Origin of the sequence: Nesterenkonia aerolata, assembly GCF_031470965.1 — a bacterium.
Classification (GTDB): Bacteria; Actinomycetota; Actinomycetes; order Actinomycetales; family Micrococcaceae; genus Nesterenkonia; species Nesterenkonia aerolata.
The window spans coordinates 56,623-72,835 of sequence record NZ_JAVKGR010000009.1 but is presented as its reverse complement, the minus strand read 5'-3'; the positions used below and the strand labels follow the sequence as shown (position 1 = coordinate 72,835).

Sequence of the window (16,213 nt, the reverse complement as noted above, 5' to 3'; positions counted from 1 at the left end):
GCCCGCGCAGAACTGTCCGGCAGATCACCCGATCATCTGCCGCACACCGGTGATCAGCGCGAGCACCGAACCCAGCAGGGCCAGACCGATGACGAAACGGCGCATAGCCTGCTCGCTGACCCGGTGCTGGATGGCTTCGCCCACGGCGAGCCCGGCGACGATCGCCACCATGCTCGCCGCCCAGACCCACCAGCCCAGATCCGGCATCTGGCCGTCGTCCATAGCCCATTTGCTGAAGAAGGAGACGGAGGAGATCAGGTTCCACAACGGCTGCAAGGTGGCGACCATCTTCAGGATCGGCCAGCGGGAGAGCACCGCGTAGACCGTCACCGCCGGGCCGCCGACCCCGCCGAGGACGGTGCCGGCACCGGCGCCGATGCCGGTGATGACCTGCGCAGTTCGTGAGTCGCCGTCGACCACGGCGCTGATCCGGTTGAGCACCATCGAGACGATCACGCTGATCAGCACCAGCACGGCGACCACCACGTAGAGCGGCCCGGCGGGCGAGATCACCGAGACCCAGGCCGCGGCGGGCATGATCACCACGGCGGCCAGGCCGATCCAGGCGACTTTGCGCCACTCGATGTCACGCCAGATCCGCGGCAGCATCATCATCGGGGTGACACCGCCTAAGAAGTTCACCAGCATGACACCCTCATGGGCACCGAGCATGATGACGGCGAACGGGGCCATGATCATCCCCAGCCCGAGGCCCACCACACGCTGGATCATGGCGCAGACGAGCACCAGCACGATGACGCCGATCCCCACTGCCATACCCATCCCGTCATCTTGGCACACTCTGCACAGGTGCCCTCATCGCCGTACTTATCCGTGCGCTGAGAATCGGGGCGGACGAGCACAACCGAGCGTGCGGAGATTTCCGCGAGGGTTCACCCCCAGGACACGGCGCCGTCGCGGTGCAGGCACCTGAAGGGCCCACGGTGGGGGCATGAAGGTCGTCATCGTTGCGGAGTCGTTCCTGCCCCACATGAACGGAGTGACGAACTCCGTTCTCCACGTGCTGGCCCATCTGCGCCGACGCGGGGACGAAGTCACGATCATCGCCCCCTCGGCCACGTTCTCCGGGGCGGACACCGCGGCCGAGTATGACGCCGACGGCGTCGAGCGCTGCGAAGGGTTCCCGGTGCTGCGCCTGCCCAGCCTGCCGTTCCCCGACTACCCGAAGGTGCGCGTCGCCGCGGGCACTGTGGCACGGATCCGGGGAATCCTCGAGGAGATCCGGCCCGACATCGTCCACGTGGCCTCCCCGTTCGTGCTGGGCTGGCGGGCCATCCAGGCCTCCCGCTCCCTGGGACTGCCGACGGTCTCGATCTACCAGACCGAAGTCCCCACCTACGCCGCACGGTACCGGTTGCCCTGGGCTGAGGAGCTGCTGTGGCAGCACGTGGACCGGATGCACACCAGCTCCACACTGACCCTGGTGCCGTCGTCGTTCTGCAAGGACCAGCTGCGCCGCCGCGATATCCGACGGCTGAAGACCTGGCGGCGCGGCGTCGACGCCGAACGGTTCTCCCCGGCGCGGCGGGATGAGGTGCTGCGGGCTGAGCTGGCGCCCCACGGTGAGCGGCTCATCGGCTTCGTCGGTCGGCTGGCCGCGGAGAAGCAGGTCCAGGACCTCGCCGCGCTGGCTGACATCCCGCACTCACGGCTGGTGATCATCGGCACCGGGCCGGCTGAGGAGCAGCTGCGGCGGAAGCTGCCGCACGCCCATTTCGCGGGGTTCCGCTCGGGCGATGACCTGGGCCGTCATGTGGCCAGCCTGGATCTCTTCGTCCACCCAGGTGAGGCGGAGACCTTCTGCCAGACCATCCAGGAGGCGATGGCCGCGGCGGTGCCCGTGGTCGCCGTCGGCCGTGGTGGCCCGCTGGATCTGGTCGATTCCGGCCGCACCGGGTGGCTCTACAGTCCGGGCGATCTCGACGGGATGCGCGCGGCGGCGGCACATCTGATCAGTGACGATGACACACGCGCTCGCTTCGCCCAGCAGGCCTACGAGTCAGTGCAGGGCCGCAGCTGGGAATCGATCTGCAACCAGCTCATCGGCCACTATGCCCGCGCGATCGAGGCGAACGAGCGGCTGCTGCGGATGCAGGCGAAGTCGTACCTGGCGCAGCAGAGCCGACTCACCGGCGGTCTCCTGGGCTGAACGTCCCAGCCCAGGGTTATGGATGACCCGGGGTTACGGGTGGCCGTCGGGATCGAGCAGGCCGTGGTCGGTCAGCCGGGCGACGATATCCTTGCCGTCGGGGCCGTAGATCCACGGGATCCGACGCCCCCCGGCCTGCTGCCAGCCGCCATGGTGCAGCCGCACCTCACCGTCCTCCTCGGCGGCCATCACCGCTTCGATCTGGGGGTCCTGGGCGCGACCACCGGCGAGCACCGCCTCTGAGTAGGTCAGCTGTCGGATGATGACGACCTTCACCTTCTCCGGGTGGCGGTGCGCGAAGTCCGCGTAGATGGCAGGGTCGTGCTGGCCGTCGTCGCCGATGAGGATCCAGTCCATCTCCGGGAAATCCTGGGCCAGCCGCTCCAGCTGCTCCTCCTTGTGCTCACGCCCGGAGCGGAACCACCGGTCCGCCGTCGGGCCCCAGTCGGTGAGCAGCAGCGGGCCGTGCGGGTACAGGTTGCGGGTGAGGAAGCGGGTCAGCGTCTGGGCGACGTTCCACGCCCCGGTGGAGATGTAGAGCACCGGTGCGCCGTCGAAGCGGTGGAGCAGCCGTTCCATCATCACGGCGATCCCCGGGGTGGGGGTGCGGGCGTGCTCGTCGAGGACGAAGGAGTTCCAGGCCGCGAGGAACGGGCGCGGCAGTTTGGTCACCACGACGGTGTCATCGATGTCGCAGACGATGCCGGTACGGGTCTGCTCAGCGATGACGAAGACGTCAGCGGTCGTGGGGTCCGCACCCGGGGCCTGGAGGGTGACCTCGTGGTGGCCGGGTTCCAGCTCAACCTCCAGTACCGCGTCGACGAGGCCGCCGCGGTCGGCGACGACCTCGTAGGTGTGCCCGCCGATGCGCACGGTGATCTCGGCGAAGGGCACCGGCGCGGAGATGAAGTTCCGCCAGCCCCGGACGCCATCGGCGATCATCTTGGCCACGCGGCGGCCATTGGCGAAGTGCGAGTCCGGGGCCATGACCACCCGGGAGAACACCCGCACCCAGCGTTGGGTGCCGTAGCCGGAGAGCGAGAGGATGGTGACGTGCTGACCGCGGCGCCGGGCGACGTTGAGCCGCAGGCGATGCCAGCGGTCCTCGGCGCGCATGGCGACGTTGCGTCCGTCGTCGCGGTAGTGACGGGCTGCGGCGGCGAGGTCCTGGGATACGTCGTCGGTCACCGGACCATCGTCTCACGAGGGAGGACCCGTCATGAGCTGGGCCACACTGCCCACTCACCCACTCCTCATAGCATCCACATAGCCCCCACCCACTACATTGACTCTGGAGTTGGTGCCCTTCTGAGCCCGAATTCAGCGCCAAAAGGGCACCAACTCCAGAGTCATCGGGTGCGTAGGGTGGAACCATGACGACGACGAGCCGCGGCCGTGGCAGCACCCCCTCCCCCGAGGAACTGCGTCGCATCGCCCGGGACGCCGCCGCAGCCGTCGCCCCGCCGCTGGCCGAGGCCTTCCGAGCTGAGGTCTCCGCCCGGACGAAGACCTCAGCTCATGATCTGGTCACCCACCATGACGAACGCACCGAGGCCGAACTGGTCGAGCTGCTCACCGCCGCCGTGCCCGGTTCCTCCGTGCTGGGCGAGGAAGGCGGCCGGCATCCCGGCGACAGCACCGCGGAGGGGGTGCCGCATGTGGAGTGGATCATCGACCCCATCGACGGCACCTCGAACTTCGTCCACGGCTTCGATCTCTTCTCCGTCTCGATCGCCGCGGCACTCGACGGCGAGGTCGTCGCCGGCGTCGTCCACGCCCCGGCCGCCGGGCTGGTGTTCACCGCCGCCCGCGGTGCAGGCGCCCGTCTCAAAGACGCCCGCGGCTGCCGGACGCTCGCCGCGCCGTCGCCCCGCGCTCAGGGGCCCGAGTCGACGATGAACCTGGTCACCAGTTACCCCGCAGCCGAAGCCCTGCACCGCGAGGGCTCAGCCGCCGCCGAGGCGTTCGCGGAGCTCGTGCAGACCTACGCCACCGTCCGTCGCCTCGTCTCCGGGGCCCTGGAGCTGTGCTTCGCGGCCGCGGGCTGGGCGGACGTGGTCCTCACGGTGGACGCCAAGCCCTGGGACGTCGCCGCAGCACAGCTGATCCTCCGCGAGGCCGGCGGCACCCTCGTCACCTGCGACGACGCCGGCGGCACCGTCTCCCCCGCGCATCTGGCCCCGCACACCCTCGGCCTCGCTCCGGGGGTGCAGGCGCCGACCGCCGTACGCCTCCTCGGTGAGATCTGCGCCCGGCGCAGCTGAGGAAACCACGGCACCAGGAGCAACAGCTCAGGGCATGTCGTCCTCATCAGCGGCATCGCTGCGGCGGAACCTGCGCAGCGCCGTGTTCCGCCAGAAGATCCACCCGATCCCCACCAGGCTGAGCCCGCCCCCGAGCGCCAGGGCGGCGGGAGCACCGAGTACTGAGGCGACGGCACCGGCGCGCGCATTGCCCAGATCCGGTCCGGCCACGGCGATGGCGTCATCGACCGCGGTGACTCGGCCGCGTCGGCTCTCCGGAATCCTCAGCTGCACCAGCGCACCCCGGGCGATCACGCTGACCGTGTCCGCGGCGCCGGCCACCGCCAGCGCCGCCATCACCGAGACCAGCCCCGGGCCGAAGGCCAGACCCACGATCGCCAGGCTCCATGCCGCAGCCCCGGCCATCTGGATCACCCCGAGCCGTTGGCTGCGTGTGATGTGCCCGGAGAACACACCGGCCAGTGTGCCGCCCACGGCCATCGCGCTGGCCATCAGTCCCAGAGTCTCGGGGTCACCGCCGAGGCGGTAGTCGTTGATCATGGGGAACAGCGCCACTGGCATCGCCAGCAGAGTGGCGAAGAGATCGGTGCCGAACGCTCCGCGGATCGCCCCTGGGCGCGTCACGTACCGCAGCCCCTCCCAGGTCATCGTCAGCGGGTTTCGCGACGCTCCGCGCCCAGCAGGCGGCGGCACCGCCGGAAGCAGCAGCACGGCGGCGAAGGCGAGGGCGGCGCAGGCGGTGATCAGCGTATACGTCATGGTCAGCCCCCACGCTCCGAGCAGCAGTCCTGCCAGGGCCGGGCCCACCAGGCCCGCCGCGTGGAAGGTCAAGGAGCCTAGCGCCACGGCCGCGGGCAGCAGATCCCGGCTGACCAGCGGCGCGATCATACTGCGCCGGGCGGCCGCGCCCATCCCCGCCGTCGCGGCGTTGACCGCGACCAAGAGAAGCACCGGGCCGGTCTGCTCCACCCCGCCGAGCAGTCCGGCGGCATGCAGTGCCAGGCCGAGTACGGCAAGGATCTGCCCGAAGTCGGCGCCGAGCAGCACTCGACGGCGGTCATAGGTGTCGGCGAGGGTGCCGCCCGCCAGGCTGCCGGCCAGCCGCGGGAAGGCGGCGACGAGACCGACGGTGCCGGTCATCAGCGGATCTCCGGTCTGTTCCCACACCTGGTAGAGCACCGCGATGATGGTCAGCTGCCCGGCGAAGGCGGCGACAGCTGTGCCCAGCCACAGGGTGCGGAACGTGGGACTGCGCCGCAGTGGCCGGATATCGAGCAGACCTCGTCTCACCCGGTGAGGTTATCAGGGCCTCAGAGCAGGCCGATCCACTGCCAGTAGGTGGCCGAGAACAGCAGCACCAGCAGGTATCCGGCGACGGTCAGCGGAATCCCGGTCTTGAGGAACTGCATCGTGCTGAACGCCCCCGTACCGTAGGCGAGCATGTTCTGCGGCGCCGAGATCGGCAGCAGGAAGCCGAAGGAGATCACGAACTGCTGGATGATCACGAACCCGATGCCGACCTCATCGGCATTGGGCAGGGAGGCCGCCAATGCGATGAACACAGGGATCAGCGCCGCGGCCAGTGACGTCGCGGAGGCGAAGCCGAGGTGGATGAGGATGTTGAACAGCGAGACCAGGGCGATCGTGGCCAGCAGCGGCATCTCGTGGATGCCCAGGGCAGTGAAGGTCCGTTCGGAGAGCCACTGGGCGGCGCCGGTGTCCAGCAGCAGCATGCCCAGGGAGATGCCGACGGCGAAGACCACCAGCGTGCCCCAGTTGATGAGCCGTTCGGCGGATTTCCAATCGAAGACGCCGATGCGGGGGATCAGCAGGGCCCCGATGGCCAGCAGCGTCACCGTCGGCGCGTCGAGCGGGTGGAGGATGTCCTGGGTGGACCAGAGGACCAACAGCAGCACGGCGACGATGGTCAGCCGGATCTCCGGGCCGGTCATCGGGCCCAGGTCATCGAGCTCCTTCTGCACGACGGCGCGGCCACCGGAGAGCTTGTCCACCTCGGGACGGATGGTCCAGCGCATGACGAAGTAGAGCACCACGGACATCACCAGCGACCACGGAGCCGCCCACATGAACCACTGGGGCCAGGTGACGGTCTCACCCATGGTGTCGCGGATGAAGTCCACGGCGATGAGGTTCTGCGCGGCGGCGGTCTGGATGCCGACGTTCCAGATGGACACCGCCTGGGCCGCGGTGATGATCAGCAGTGCGCCGAGTTTGGAGTCTTTGGCGAGTCCGAACGCGGCGACCATGCCCATCAGGATGGGGACCACGGCGCCGGCGCGGGCGGTGGCTGAGGGGACGAAGAACGCGAGGATAATCGCCAGGCCGATGGCGCCGAGGAGGATGTGGCTGGTCTTCTCTCCGGCGATGCGCATCACCAGCAGGGCCAGGCGCCGGTGCAGACCGGTGGCCTGCATGGCGGCGGCCAGGGCCAGAGCGGCGGCGACGAGTGCCACGGCGGAGGAGGCGAATCCGCCGAGGGCGGTCGTCAGGCCTTCTCCGGTGCCCAGGATCTCTCCGGGCTCCTCGGGGTTCGGGGTGAAGCCGATGAGCACGGCCATCAGCCCGATGAGCATCACGGCGCTGACCGGGTAGCTGACGGCCTCGGTCACCCACATGATCACGGCGAAGACCAGAAGGGCCAGCGCCATCTGGCCCTGGACGCTCAGGTCCTCGCCGCCGGGCAGCAGCACGATGGTGACCAGTCCCGCGCAGGCCAGCAGGAAGGCCAGCGGGCGGACGCGGAGCAGGGAACGCCATGTGCGGCGCGGAGTGTGGGATTCGGACGGCATGGCGGGGGTGGTCGCCGTCGTCGGCTGCTCCTGGGATCTGCGGTCAGACGTCATTGTCCTCACACTTTCGCCTCGTGACATCAATGGGCTCGAGGAGTAGCGGGACACCCGCCCCCGGGAGCCCTTTCAACTTATTTTCTGCCGCGCAGCATAGCGATGATCTCCGTCACAGACACTCCGCCCCTACCCAGAAGCCCTGGGTTTGTGAGTTCTCCCGCCGTATGTTCCACGGGAGAACTCACAAGCCCAGGGATACTCGATACCGGGGTGGCTTCGTCGGGGTGGTCGGCCGGGAGAGAATAGTGCCTGTGAACGAGCCCCGACCCACACCCGACGACGACCCCGGCACCGCCGACGACGCCGCCTCGGCCCGTGCTGAGCCCACGCCGCGGCAGATCCGCCGCTGGCGCCGCTACCTGGCCGATGAGATCGCCGAAGGACGGCTCTACGCGGACCTCGCGGCACGCAGATCCGGCAGTCAGCGCCGCATCCTCGAAGGACTGGCCGAGGCCGAACGGCGCCACCAGCAGCACTGGGAGCAGCTGTTGGGCGAGCACGCCGCGGATCCGCCACGGCCGTCGGCACACCGGATCCTGCTGCGGCTGATGGCCCGGCTCTTCGGCTCAGTGTTCGTCCTGGCTCTGGCCCAGCGCGCCGAGGGCGACTCTCCCTACGCCCAGGACGCCGACGCCCCTCCCGGCATGGCAGCCGATGAGGCGATCCACGAAGAGGTCGTCCGCGGCCTCGCCGCCGAGGGACGCGAGCGGCTGGCCGGGAACTTCCGTGCCGCGGTCTTCGGCGCCAATGACGGCCTGGTCTCCAATCTGGCGCTGGTCATGGGCATCGGCGCCACCAGCGTCTCCTCCTCCGTCGTGCTCGCCACCGGTGTGGCCGGTCTGCTCGCCGGCGCGCTGTCCATGGCCGCCGGCGAGTTCGTCTCCGTACGTTCTCAGCGTGAGCTGCTCGAAGCCTCCTCCCCCACGCAGGTCACCCTGGATGCGGCCCGGCACCTCGACGTCGACGCCAACGAGCTGGAGTTGGTCTACCTCGCCCGGGGCATGTCGCCCGAGGACGCTCACCACCGAGCCATGGAGCGGATGGGGCATTTCCCCTGCGACTGCAACCCGTCGTTCTCCGCTCATCCGGACGGCGCGCAGGGCCCGGTCGACCGCTCGGAGGAGCACCACGCCATCGGCAATGCCTGGGGTGCATCCCTGTCCAGCTTCTGTTTCTTCGCCTCCGGCGCCCTGATCCCCATCCTGCCGTTCCTCGTCGGGGTCACGGGGCTGACCGCTCTGCTGATCGCCTGCGGCCTGGTCTCCGTCGCGCTGATGCTCACCGGTGGGGTGGTCGGCCTGCTCTCCGGCTCCTCACCGCTGACCCGGGGGCTGCGTCAGCTGGCGATCGGGCTCGGAGCCGCAGGGGTGACCTACATCGTCGGATCACTGCTCGACGTCGCCGTCACCTGAGCTGCCCACGCAGAGGCCCCGGTGACTAGGATGGAGATCACACGACGACGTGATCTCTCGCCGTTCCTTCAGGGGCCGCGGCTGGACGACAAGGAGGGTACGAGATGGCAGATTCCACGCATCTGATGTTCGACCACCCCGACGGTGAGCCCGTCCTGGTGCTGCAGGAGGAACAGTCCTGGAAGCTGCTCGAGCACACCTCGCACGGGCGGTTGGTCGTCTCCCCCGGCGGGCGGGTGGAGATCTTCCCCTTCAATTTCGCCGTCCAGGACCGCACCCTGGTGATGCGCACCGGGCCGGGCAATAAGCTCGCGGGCATGGCGATCGATGAGAACGTCGTCGTCGAGGCTGACGGGATCCTTGAGGACCAGGCGTGGTCCGTGGTGCTCAGAGGCCGCGCGCACCGGGTGGAGACTGAGGCTGACCTGGCACGGGCGGAGGAGCTGCAGCTGAAACCCTGGGTTCCCACAGTGAAGGACTTCTACGTGCGTATCGTCCCTGAGGAGGTCTCGGGGCGGCACTTCGTCTTCGGCGAGCACCCGGAACCCGAGCACTGAGCACCCGAGGGACCGCCCTCACCCCTCACACACATCGAGTCCCCGATTCCAGCTGCATCTACGGGCCAAAAGCCTGTGAGATGCGCCGGGAATCGGGGACTCGATATGTCAGTGGGTGGGCCTCAGCCCTTGTAGATCTCCCGCAGCAGCTCAGCGGTCTGCGACGGAGTCTTGCCGACCTTCACGCCAGCCGCCTCGAGAGCCTCCTTCTTGGCCTCGGCAGTACCCGAGGACCCGGAGACGATGGCGCCGGCGTGGCCCATGGTCTTGCCCTCCGGTGCGGTGAAGCCGGCCACGTAGCCGACGACCGGCTTGGTGACGTGGGCCTTGATGTACTCGGCCGCACGTTCCTCGGCGTCGCCGCCGATCTCACCGATCATGACGATCGCCTCAGTGTCCGGGTCGTTCTCGAAGGACTCCAAGGCGTCGATGTGGGTGGTGCCGATGACCGGGTCACCGCCGATGCCGATGGAGGTGGAGAATCCGATGTCCCGCAGCTCGTACATCATCTGGTAGGTCAGGGTGCCGGACTTCGAGACCAGGCCGATCGGCCCCTTATTGGTGATGTTGGCCGGGGTGATGCCTGCCAGCGCCTCGCCCGGGGTGATCACGCCGGGGCAGTTCGGGCCGATGATACGGGTGGTCGGCTTGCCGTCGGCGCCGGTCTTGGTCTGCGCGTAGTTGAAGAACTCGGCAGTGTCCTGGACCGGGATGCCCTCGGTGATGACCACCAGCAGGCCGATGCCGGCGTCGATGGCCTCGATCGCGGCGTCCTTGGCGAACTTCGGGGGCACAAAGGCCACCGAGACGTCGGCGCCGGTCTTCTCCATGGCCTCAGCCACCGAGCCGAAGACCGGCAGCGAGATGTCGTTGCCGTCCTTGTCCTGGTGCTCCACGGTGGTGCCGGCCTTGCGGGCGTTGACACCGCCGACGATGTTCGTACCGGCCTTGAGCATCAGACGGGTGTGCTTGGTGCCCTCGCCGCCGGTGATGCCCTGGACGATGACCTTCGAGTCCTTGTTCAGGTAGATAGACATTGGGAAGTCTCAGTCCTTACTTGTTAGCCAGTTCGGCGGCCTTGTCGGCGCCTTCGTCCATAGTGTCGGCGATGGTGACCAACGGGTGGTTCGCCTCGTCGAGGATGCGGCGGCCCTCTTCGACGTTGTTGCCGTCGAGGCGGACGACCAGCGGCTTGGTGGCGGTGTCGCCGAGGATCTCCAAGGCCTTGACGATGCCGTTGGCCACGGCGTCGCAGGAGGTGATCCCGCCGAAGACGTTGACGAAGACGGACTTGACCTGGTCGTCGCCGAGGATGACGTCGAGGCCGTTGGCCATGACCTCGGCCGAGGCGCCGCCACCGATGTCGAGGAAGTTCGCGGGCTTGACCCCGTTGTGGGCCTCCCCGGCGTAGGCGACGACGTCGAGGGTGGACATGACCAGTCCGGCACCGTTGCCGATGACGCCGACCTGACCGTCGAGCTTGACGTAGTTGAGGTCGTTCTCCTTGGCCTTGGCCTCGAGCGGGTCTTCGGTGCGCTCGTCGACCAGCTCGGCGTGGCCGGGCTGGCGGAAGTCGGCGTTGTCGTCGACGGTGACTTTGCCGTCCAGAGCGATGATCTTGCCCTCACCGGCCTTGACCAGCGGGTTGACCTCCACCAGGGTAGCGTCCTCCTTCTGGAAGACCGTCCACAGGGTCTGGAAGACCTCGGTGAGCTGGTCCAGGTCCTCGGTGAAGCCGGCCTGCTCAGCGATCTCGCGGGCCTTGGCGGCGTCGACCCCGGTGTTCGGGTCCACGGCGACGCGGGCCAGCGCCTCGGGCCGCTCCTCAGCGAGCTGCTCGATCTCGACGCCGCCCTCCTTGGAGCACATGGCCAGGTAGTTGCGCTGGGCGCGGTCCAGAAGGATCGAGAAGTAGTACTCCTCGGCGATCTCGGCACCCTGGGCGATCATCACGCGGTGAACGGTGTGCCCCTTGATGTCCATGCCCAGGATGGCCTGCGCGTGCTCGTAGGCCTCATCGGCGCTCTTGGCGAGCTTCACGCCGCCGGCCTTGCCGCGGCCGCCGACCTTCACCTGAGCTTTGACGACGACGGTGCCGCCGATCTTCTCCGCGGCCGCTTTGGCCTCTTCCGGGGTCTGCGCCACGATGCCGGCCAGCACGGGAACTCCGTGTGCCTCGAACAGATCGCGCGCCTGGTACTCATACAGGTCCACGGGTGGTGTCCTTCTGCGTCGAAGTCATCTCTTGTCTGGGCCGGACCGCACCCGTGCACGACGCCGCGGGGCCTCCGGGCACGGTGACCGGAAGACCTCCGACGCCAGGCGGCACAGCGCGCCAGCCCCGAAGAAGCCGTCCGGGTTCAGCACCGCGTTGCGCAGCGCAGACCTCAGTCGGCCTTCTCCAATGGAGCATATCGCAGGAGAAGTCTCTTCTCGCTCCCAGCGAAACTGACTTTGGCGACAGTTTTGTCGCCGGTCCCTTCGACGGCGAGCACCTCGCCCCGGCCGAACTTCTGGTGGGTGACCGTATCTCCCGGGGACAGCGAGGGGATCTCCCGGTCCGGGTTGACCTGGCGTGGGGCGGCACCGGCGGTGTGTTGGGACCGCCCGCTCCCCGGCAGCGCGGAGGAGGTCTTCTCCGAGCCGACGGCGCCGTAGACCAACGGACCACCGCGGGAACCTGTCCCAGAGCCGCCGAACTGCGGGGAGGAATAGCGAGCGGCGCCGCTGTATCCGCTGCCGTTTCCTCCGGCGAATCCGCCCGAGAGACTGCCGCTGAGACTCCCTGAGAGGCCGCCGGTGAGCCCACCGGAGGAGGCGGCGTCGACCTCCACCAGATCCTCGGGGATCTCGGCGAGGAACTGGCTGGGCGGGTTGTACTGATGCTGACCCCACAGGTGCCGGGATTCGGCGCGGGTGAGGTAGAGACGGCGGCGCGCGCGGGTGAGCCCCACATAGGCCAGGCGTCGTTCCTCGGCGAGCTGCTCGGCGTCAGACATCGAGCGGGCGTGCGGGAAGATCCCGTGCTCCATTCCTGTGAGGAAAACCACAGGAAACTCGAGGCCCTTTGCGGTGTGCAGCGTCATCAGCGTGACCTGCCCCTGCTCCCGGGCCAGCTGCTCGGACTCGTCATCTCCGGCAGAGGGGATGGCATCGGCGTCGGCGATCAGTGAGACCTGCTCGAGGAAGTCGGCGAGCGCAGCACCTTCGGTGGAGGCTTCATACTCCTTCATGACAGCGACGAGCTCACCGAGGTTATCGGCACGGGACTCGTCCTGCAGGTCCTTGGACTGGCGCAGCGCCTCGAGCATCCCGGTCTGTTCCAGGACGGCCTCGAGCACCACGGCTGGGGATTCGTCCTCGTTGAGAGCGATGAGGTCATCCATCATCCGCACGAAGGCGGCCACAGCTTTGGCCGAGCGCGCCGCCATGGCCGGGGCGTCCTCAGCCCGGCGCAGCGCCTCGAAGAAGGTGGTGCGCTCACGCTGAGCCAGCGCGGCCACGGCCCCTTCAGCGCGGTCTCCGATGCCGCGTTTGGGCTCATTGAGGATGCGGCGGAGGTTGACGTCGTCATCGGGGTTATTGATGACGTGCAGGTACGCCAGCGCATCCTTGATCTCTTTGCGGTCGTAGAAGCGGGTCCCGCCGAGAACCCGATACGGGATGCCGCGGCTGATCAGCCGCTCCTCCAGGGAGCGGGACTGGGCGTTGGTGCGGTAGAACACGGCGACGTCGGCGGGGCGGGTGCCGTCGTCGTCGCCGAGGGCGTCGATGGTGCGGGCGATCCATTCGGCCTCGTCGGACTCCGAGGGGGCGACGTGCACGGTGACCGGCTCCCCCGCCCCCAGGTCGGTCCACAGTGTCTTCTCAGTGCGCCCGGCGTTCTGGGAGATCACCGCGTTGGCGGCGTCGAGGATGGTCTGAGTAGAGCGGTAGTTCTGCTCCAGGCGGATGGTGCGGGCCTGCGGGTAGTCGCGCTCGAACTCGATGATGTTGCGGATGTCTGCGCCGCGGAAGGCGTAGATGGACTGGTCGGAGTCACCTACCACGGTGAGCTCAGCGGGCGGTGCCTCGACGCCGTCGATCTGCCCGGTGAGCTGACGAACCAGCCGGTACTGGGCGTGGTTGGTGTCCTGGTATTCGTCGACGAGCACGTGGCGGAATCGGCGCCGGTAGTTGTCGAGCACGGCGGGGAAGGCGTCAAACATCCAGACGGTCTCGGCCAGGAGGTCGTCGAAGTCGTAGGCGTTGGCGGCGCGGAGCCGTTCGGTGTAATCGCGGTAGACGGCGGCGACGGCTTCAGAGAATGGCTCGTTGGGGGCGGTGCGCGAGTACTCTTCGGCGTCGACGAGCTCATTCTTCAGCGTGGAGATGCGCTGGCGGATCGCGCGCGGGGCGAAGCGTTTGGGGTCGAGATCGTGGAGTTTGGCGATCGTGGTGATCAGGCGCAGCGAGTCCGCGGCGTCGTAGATGGTGAAGGTGGTCTTCCGGCCGAGGTTCGCCGCCTCGGCGCGGAGGATGCGCACGCAGGAGGCGTGGAAGGTGGAGACCCACATGCGTTCGGCGACGGAGCCGACCTGCTCGGCCACGCGCTCCTTCATCTCGCGGGCGGCCTTATTGGTGAAGGTGATGGCCAGGATCTCGTGGGGGCGAGCGGCACCGGTCTGCAGCAGGTGGGCGATACGGCGGGTGAGCACTCGCGTCTTCCCCGATCCGGCACCGGCGACAATGAGCAGCGGCGCACCTCGATGCAGGACCGCCTCGGCCTGAGGCTCGTTGAGCCCGGCGGTGGCATCGGCGGCGGGCTGCTGGTCCTGCGTCGGTGCGGCAGGGCGCGCGAGGGTGCTGTCAGAGCGCTCGGAGGGTGGGGTGAAGACGAAGTCCATGATCCCTCCAGTGTAGGAGGAGGGGGTGACATCTCTGATGCGCGTCTGATGCGCGCGGCAGAGTTCTGGGCGGTGGCCACCCGGGGTTCTCCACGAGGCCAGTGGGGAGTGGGATACTGTGACCGCACCGTCTGAGCGCGGAAAGGTGTCCGGCTCAGTGCCGCTGATCCAGAGTTCATCCACAGCCCGGGAGGCGTATGTCTCGTCGCAGGAAGACCAACCGCGGCAATCCTGCTGCGCCGCCGGCCTCCTCCGATGCCGCCCGCGGCTCGGCGGGTGGTTCGGGTGCTCAGGACAGCGACGTCGGGGGCCTGCGTGCGTATCGCCGAGCCAAGCGTGAGGGGCGTGATCCTTCCGTGGAGCCCACACGCTCCGGGGACAGGCGCCCGTCTACCCCCAGTGCGCGGCGGAGTGCGCCGGGGCGTTCGAATCCTCGGCTTCTGGTCTACGCGCTGGTGATCGTCACGCTGCTTCTTTTCGCATATCTGCACCTGTTCGCGATGCCGCAGATGACCTACTTCGCCGGTGGTTTCTCGATGCCGGGGGCCAGGCTCTGGGGCTTCGACGTCGAGGACATCGAGCGGCTGCGCTCAGTGATGGACGACGACGCCCGCGGCCAGCTGAACTTCCTGCACCGGACCGCGGGCATCCTGTTCCCGGTGGCAGCATTCCTCTCCGCCTGGGCCTCAGTGGGGCTGCTCATGCGCGGCCGGTTCCTGCGCTGGGGTGTGCTGGCGGCGGCCGGCCTGTTCGCCGTGGTGGACATCGTCAAGACCTTCATGATCGACTCGATCCTCGGCTCCGAGGAGCTCTCAGAATCGGCGGTGGGGACGGCGTCCTCGCTGACCGTCGTCTCCTGGGTGCTGCTTGTGGTGGTCGGAGCGCTGGTGGTGGGCTCAGTGGTGGTCGATGCGATCCGCCGGTCCCTGCAGGAGAACCGCACACCGTAAGAGGCTGCGGCGACCCGGTAGGATGGTCCGCGGCGTGCGGCGGTGACGGACCTGTGCCGGACCGACGACGGCGCCTCCCCGCCTCCGTAGCTCAGGGGATAGAGCACCGCTCTCCTAAAGCGGGTGTCGCAGGTTCGAATCCTGCCGGGGGCACCGAAAAAACTCCTTGTCATGCCTGCTCACAGAACGAACCAAGTCAGGCTGATCCCGAGTCATGTGCCCCCAACGTGCCCCGCTCGTTGATGAGGTCGAGGGCTGTTCGATCAGCTGAGCTCCCCAGGTAATGCACATAGACCTGAGTTGTCGTCAGACTCGAATGCCCCAACCAGGCCTGCACAGTCCGCACATCAACACCAGATCGCAACCACTCCGTCGCAGCGGTATGGCGTAGGTCGTGGATGCTGTGCCCTGGTGCGTAGTCATGCCACCGGACCGCCCGTCGGAGATTCGACTTGTGGACCTGAGCGCCACGTTCAGTCGTAAGCAGCAGGTCTGAAGGCGACTTATCTCGTACCCAGCGCTCAATGATCGGCAGGACGCGATCGGCTACCGGCACACGTCGGCTACGTCCACCCTTGGTCGATTTCTCACGCATACCTTCTGAGTGCGACGACCTCACCATCAATGCCGCCGAACCCTGCTCACGCATCACATCGCCAACCCGCAGGGCACGGGCTTCGCCCCACCGCAATCCAGTCCATCCGAGCACCAGCACGACATCAGCCATCCGCGGCGCATGCTGTCCCATGTCCGCTGCGACGTGTTCCAACTCCTGCCACGTCCACGGATTCATCGCCACAACCACATCCGTCCCGCGCGGCACTTCGACCCCCTTCACCGGGGATGCTGGAAGCATGCCCTCACGCACACACCACGAGAAGAATGCACCGAGTGTCGTCAAACGACGTTTCATCGTCGAAACCGTCACCCTGTCCTCCGTGATCGCGTGTTCAATATCCCGAGTCCTGATTGAGCGCAGCTCACGGCTGCCCATAGCCCTCGGCAAGCCCGCGATCACCGACTGGTCCCGTTTCCACGTACTCTCCGCCACCCGGCCCCGTCGCCAGCTGTGCCATTCGTCCATCGCGTCGACTAGAGCGACCCTGC

At 68.0% G+C, this 16,213-nt stretch carries 13 protein-coding genes and 1 tRNA gene; 6 read left to right on the top strand and 8 right to left on the bottom strand.

The annotated features are described in order from the left end of the window. Nucleotides 1-24: 24 nt before the first annotated feature. Nucleotides 25-783 carry a sulfite exporter TauE/SafE family protein gene (locus RIL96_RS08835; RefSeq protein WP_310548653.1) on the bottom strand — a complete coding sequence of 253 codons (759 nt, stop codon included), beginning with the start codon at nt 781-783 and terminating at the stop codon, nt 25-27. Between the two features lie 169 nt (nt 784-952). Between RIL96_RS08835 and RIL96_RS08830 the strand changes: the two genes are divergently transcribed. Then, nucleotides 953-2,170, top strand: coding sequence for a glycosyltransferase family 4 protein (locus tag RIL96_RS08830; RefSeq protein ID WP_310548652.1), 1,218 nt, complete (start codon nt 953-955; stop codon nt 2,168-2,170). 33 nt (nt 2,171-2,203) lie between these two features. Here the strand turns inward: RIL96_RS08830 and RIL96_RS08825 are convergent, their stop codons facing one another. Beyond that, nucleotides 2,204-3,358, bottom strand: a complete 1,155-nt coding sequence (locus RIL96_RS08825) for an App1 family protein phosphatidate phosphatase (protein WP_310548651.1) — start codon at nt 3,356-3,358, stop codon at nt 2,204-2,206. 185 nt (nt 3,359-3,543) lie between these two features. Between RIL96_RS08825 and RIL96_RS08820 the strand changes: the two genes are divergently transcribed. Further along, nucleotides 3,544-4,434, top strand: coding sequence for an inositol monophosphatase family protein (locus tag RIL96_RS08820; protein ID WP_310548650.1), 891 nt, complete (start codon nt 3,544-3,546; stop codon nt 4,432-4,434). Nucleotides 4,435-4,461: 27 nt separating this feature from the next. Here RIL96_RS08820 and RIL96_RS08815 read toward each other — a convergent pair whose 3' ends face one another. Both RIL96_RS08815 and RIL96_RS08810 read right to left on the bottom strand, forming a co-directional pair. Next, nucleotides 4,462-5,724: an MFS transporter gene (locus RIL96_RS08815; RefSeq protein WP_310548649.1), complete on the bottom strand. Its 1,263-nt coding sequence runs from the start codon at nt 5,722-5,724 to the stop codon at nt 4,462-4,464. Nucleotides 5,725-5,744: 20 nt separating this feature from the next. Continuing rightward, nucleotides 5,745-7,298: an SLC13 family permease gene (locus RIL96_RS08810; protein ID WP_310548648.1), complete on the bottom strand. Its 1,554-nt coding sequence runs from the start codon at nt 7,296-7,298 to the stop codon at nt 5,745-5,747. A gap of 254 nt (nt 7,299-7,552) precedes the next feature. Here RIL96_RS08810 and RIL96_RS08805 point away from each other — a divergent pair, with 254 nt between their 5' ends. Next, nucleotides 7,553-8,713: a VIT1/CCC1 transporter family protein gene (locus tag RIL96_RS08805; protein ID WP_310548647.1), complete on the top strand. Its 1,161-nt coding sequence runs from the start codon at nt 7,553-7,555 to the stop codon at nt 8,711-8,713. A gap of 104 nt (nt 8,714-8,817) precedes the next feature. Next, nucleotides 8,818-9,270, top strand: coding sequence for a pyridoxamine 5'-phosphate oxidase family protein (locus tag RIL96_RS08800; protein ID WP_310548646.1), 453 nt, complete (start codon nt 8,818-8,820; stop codon nt 9,268-9,270). Between the two features lie 122 nt (nt 9,271-9,392). Here RIL96_RS08800 and sucD read toward each other — a convergent pair whose 3' ends face one another. From sucD to RIL96_RS08785, 3 genes are all read right to left on the bottom strand, one after another. Beyond that, nucleotides 9,393-10,307: a succinate--CoA ligase subunit alpha gene (sucD, locus tag RIL96_RS08795; protein ID WP_310548645.1), complete on the bottom strand. Its 915-nt coding sequence runs from the start codon at nt 10,305-10,307 to the stop codon at nt 9,393-9,395. Nucleotides 10,308-10,323: 16 nt separating this feature from the next. Further along, a complete protein-coding gene (sucC, locus tag RIL96_RS08790; protein WP_310548644.1) occupies nt 10,324-11,484 on the bottom strand; it encodes an ADP-forming succinate--CoA ligase subunit beta in 1,161 nt (386 codons plus the stop codon). A 173-nt stretch (nt 11,485-11,657) separates the two neighbouring features. Continuing rightward, a complete protein-coding gene (locus RIL96_RS08785) occupies nt 11,658-14,156 on the bottom strand; it encodes a UvrD-helicase domain-containing protein (RefSeq protein WP_310548643.1) in 2,499 nt (832 codons plus the stop codon). 197 nt (nt 14,157-14,353) lie between these two features. Between RIL96_RS08785 and RIL96_RS08780 the strand changes: the two genes are divergently transcribed. Both RIL96_RS08780 and RIL96_RS08775 read left to right on the top strand, forming a co-directional pair. Further along, nucleotides 14,354-15,106: a hypothetical protein gene (locus RIL96_RS08780; protein WP_310548642.1), complete on the top strand. Its 753-nt coding sequence runs from the start codon at nt 14,354-14,356 to the stop codon at nt 15,104-15,106. Nucleotides 15,107-15,186: 80 nt separating this feature from the next. Continuing rightward, nucleotides 15,187-15,259: transfer RNA gene (locus RIL96_RS08775), tRNA-Arg, on the top strand. A 43-nt stretch (nt 15,260-15,302) separates the two neighbouring features. Here the strand turns inward: RIL96_RS08775 and RIL96_RS08770 are convergent. Further along, a complete protein-coding gene (locus RIL96_RS08770; protein WP_310548641.1) occupies nt 15,303-16,190 on the bottom strand; it encodes a tyrosine-type recombinase/integrase in 888 nt (295 codons plus the stop codon). Between the last annotated feature and the right edge of the window lie 23 nt (nt 16,191-16,213).

Bases quoted from the DNA above. Each gene is read 5' to 3' on its own strand.
- RIL96_RS08835 (WP_310548653.1), bottom strand. From the start codon at position 783: ATGGGTATGGCAGTGGGGATCGGCGTCATCGTGCTGGTGCTCGTCTGC.
- RIL96_RS08830 (WP_310548652.1), top strand. From the start codon at position 953: ATGAAGGTCGTCATCGTTGCGGAGTCGTTCCTGCCCCACATGAACGGA.
- RIL96_RS08820 (WP_310548650.1), top strand. From the start codon at position 3,544: ATGACGACGACGAGCCGCGGCCGTGGCAGCACCCCCTCCCCCGAGGAA.
- RIL96_RS08810 (WP_310548648.1), bottom strand. From the start codon at position 7,298: ATGACGTCTGACCGCAGATCCCAGGAGCAGCCGACGACGGCGACCACC.
- RIL96_RS08800 (WP_310548646.1), top strand. From the start codon at position 8,818: ATGGCAGATTCCACGCATCTGATGTTCGACCACCCCGACGGTGAGCCC.
- sucD (WP_310548645.1), bottom strand. From the start codon at position 10,307: ATGTCTATCTACCTGAACAAGGACTCGAAGGTCATCGTCCAGGGCATC.
- RIL96_RS08785 (WP_310548643.1), bottom strand. From the start codon at position 14,156: ATGGACTTCGTCTTCACCCCACCCTCCGAGCGCTCTGACAGCACCCTC.
- RIL96_RS08780 (WP_310548642.1), top strand. From the start codon at position 14,354: ATGTCTCGTCGCAGGAAGACCAACCGCGGCAATCCTGCTGCGCCGCCG.
- RIL96_RS08770 (WP_310548641.1), bottom strand. From the start codon at position 16,190: ATGGACGAATGGCACAGCTGGCGACGGGGCCGGGTGGCGGAGAGTACG.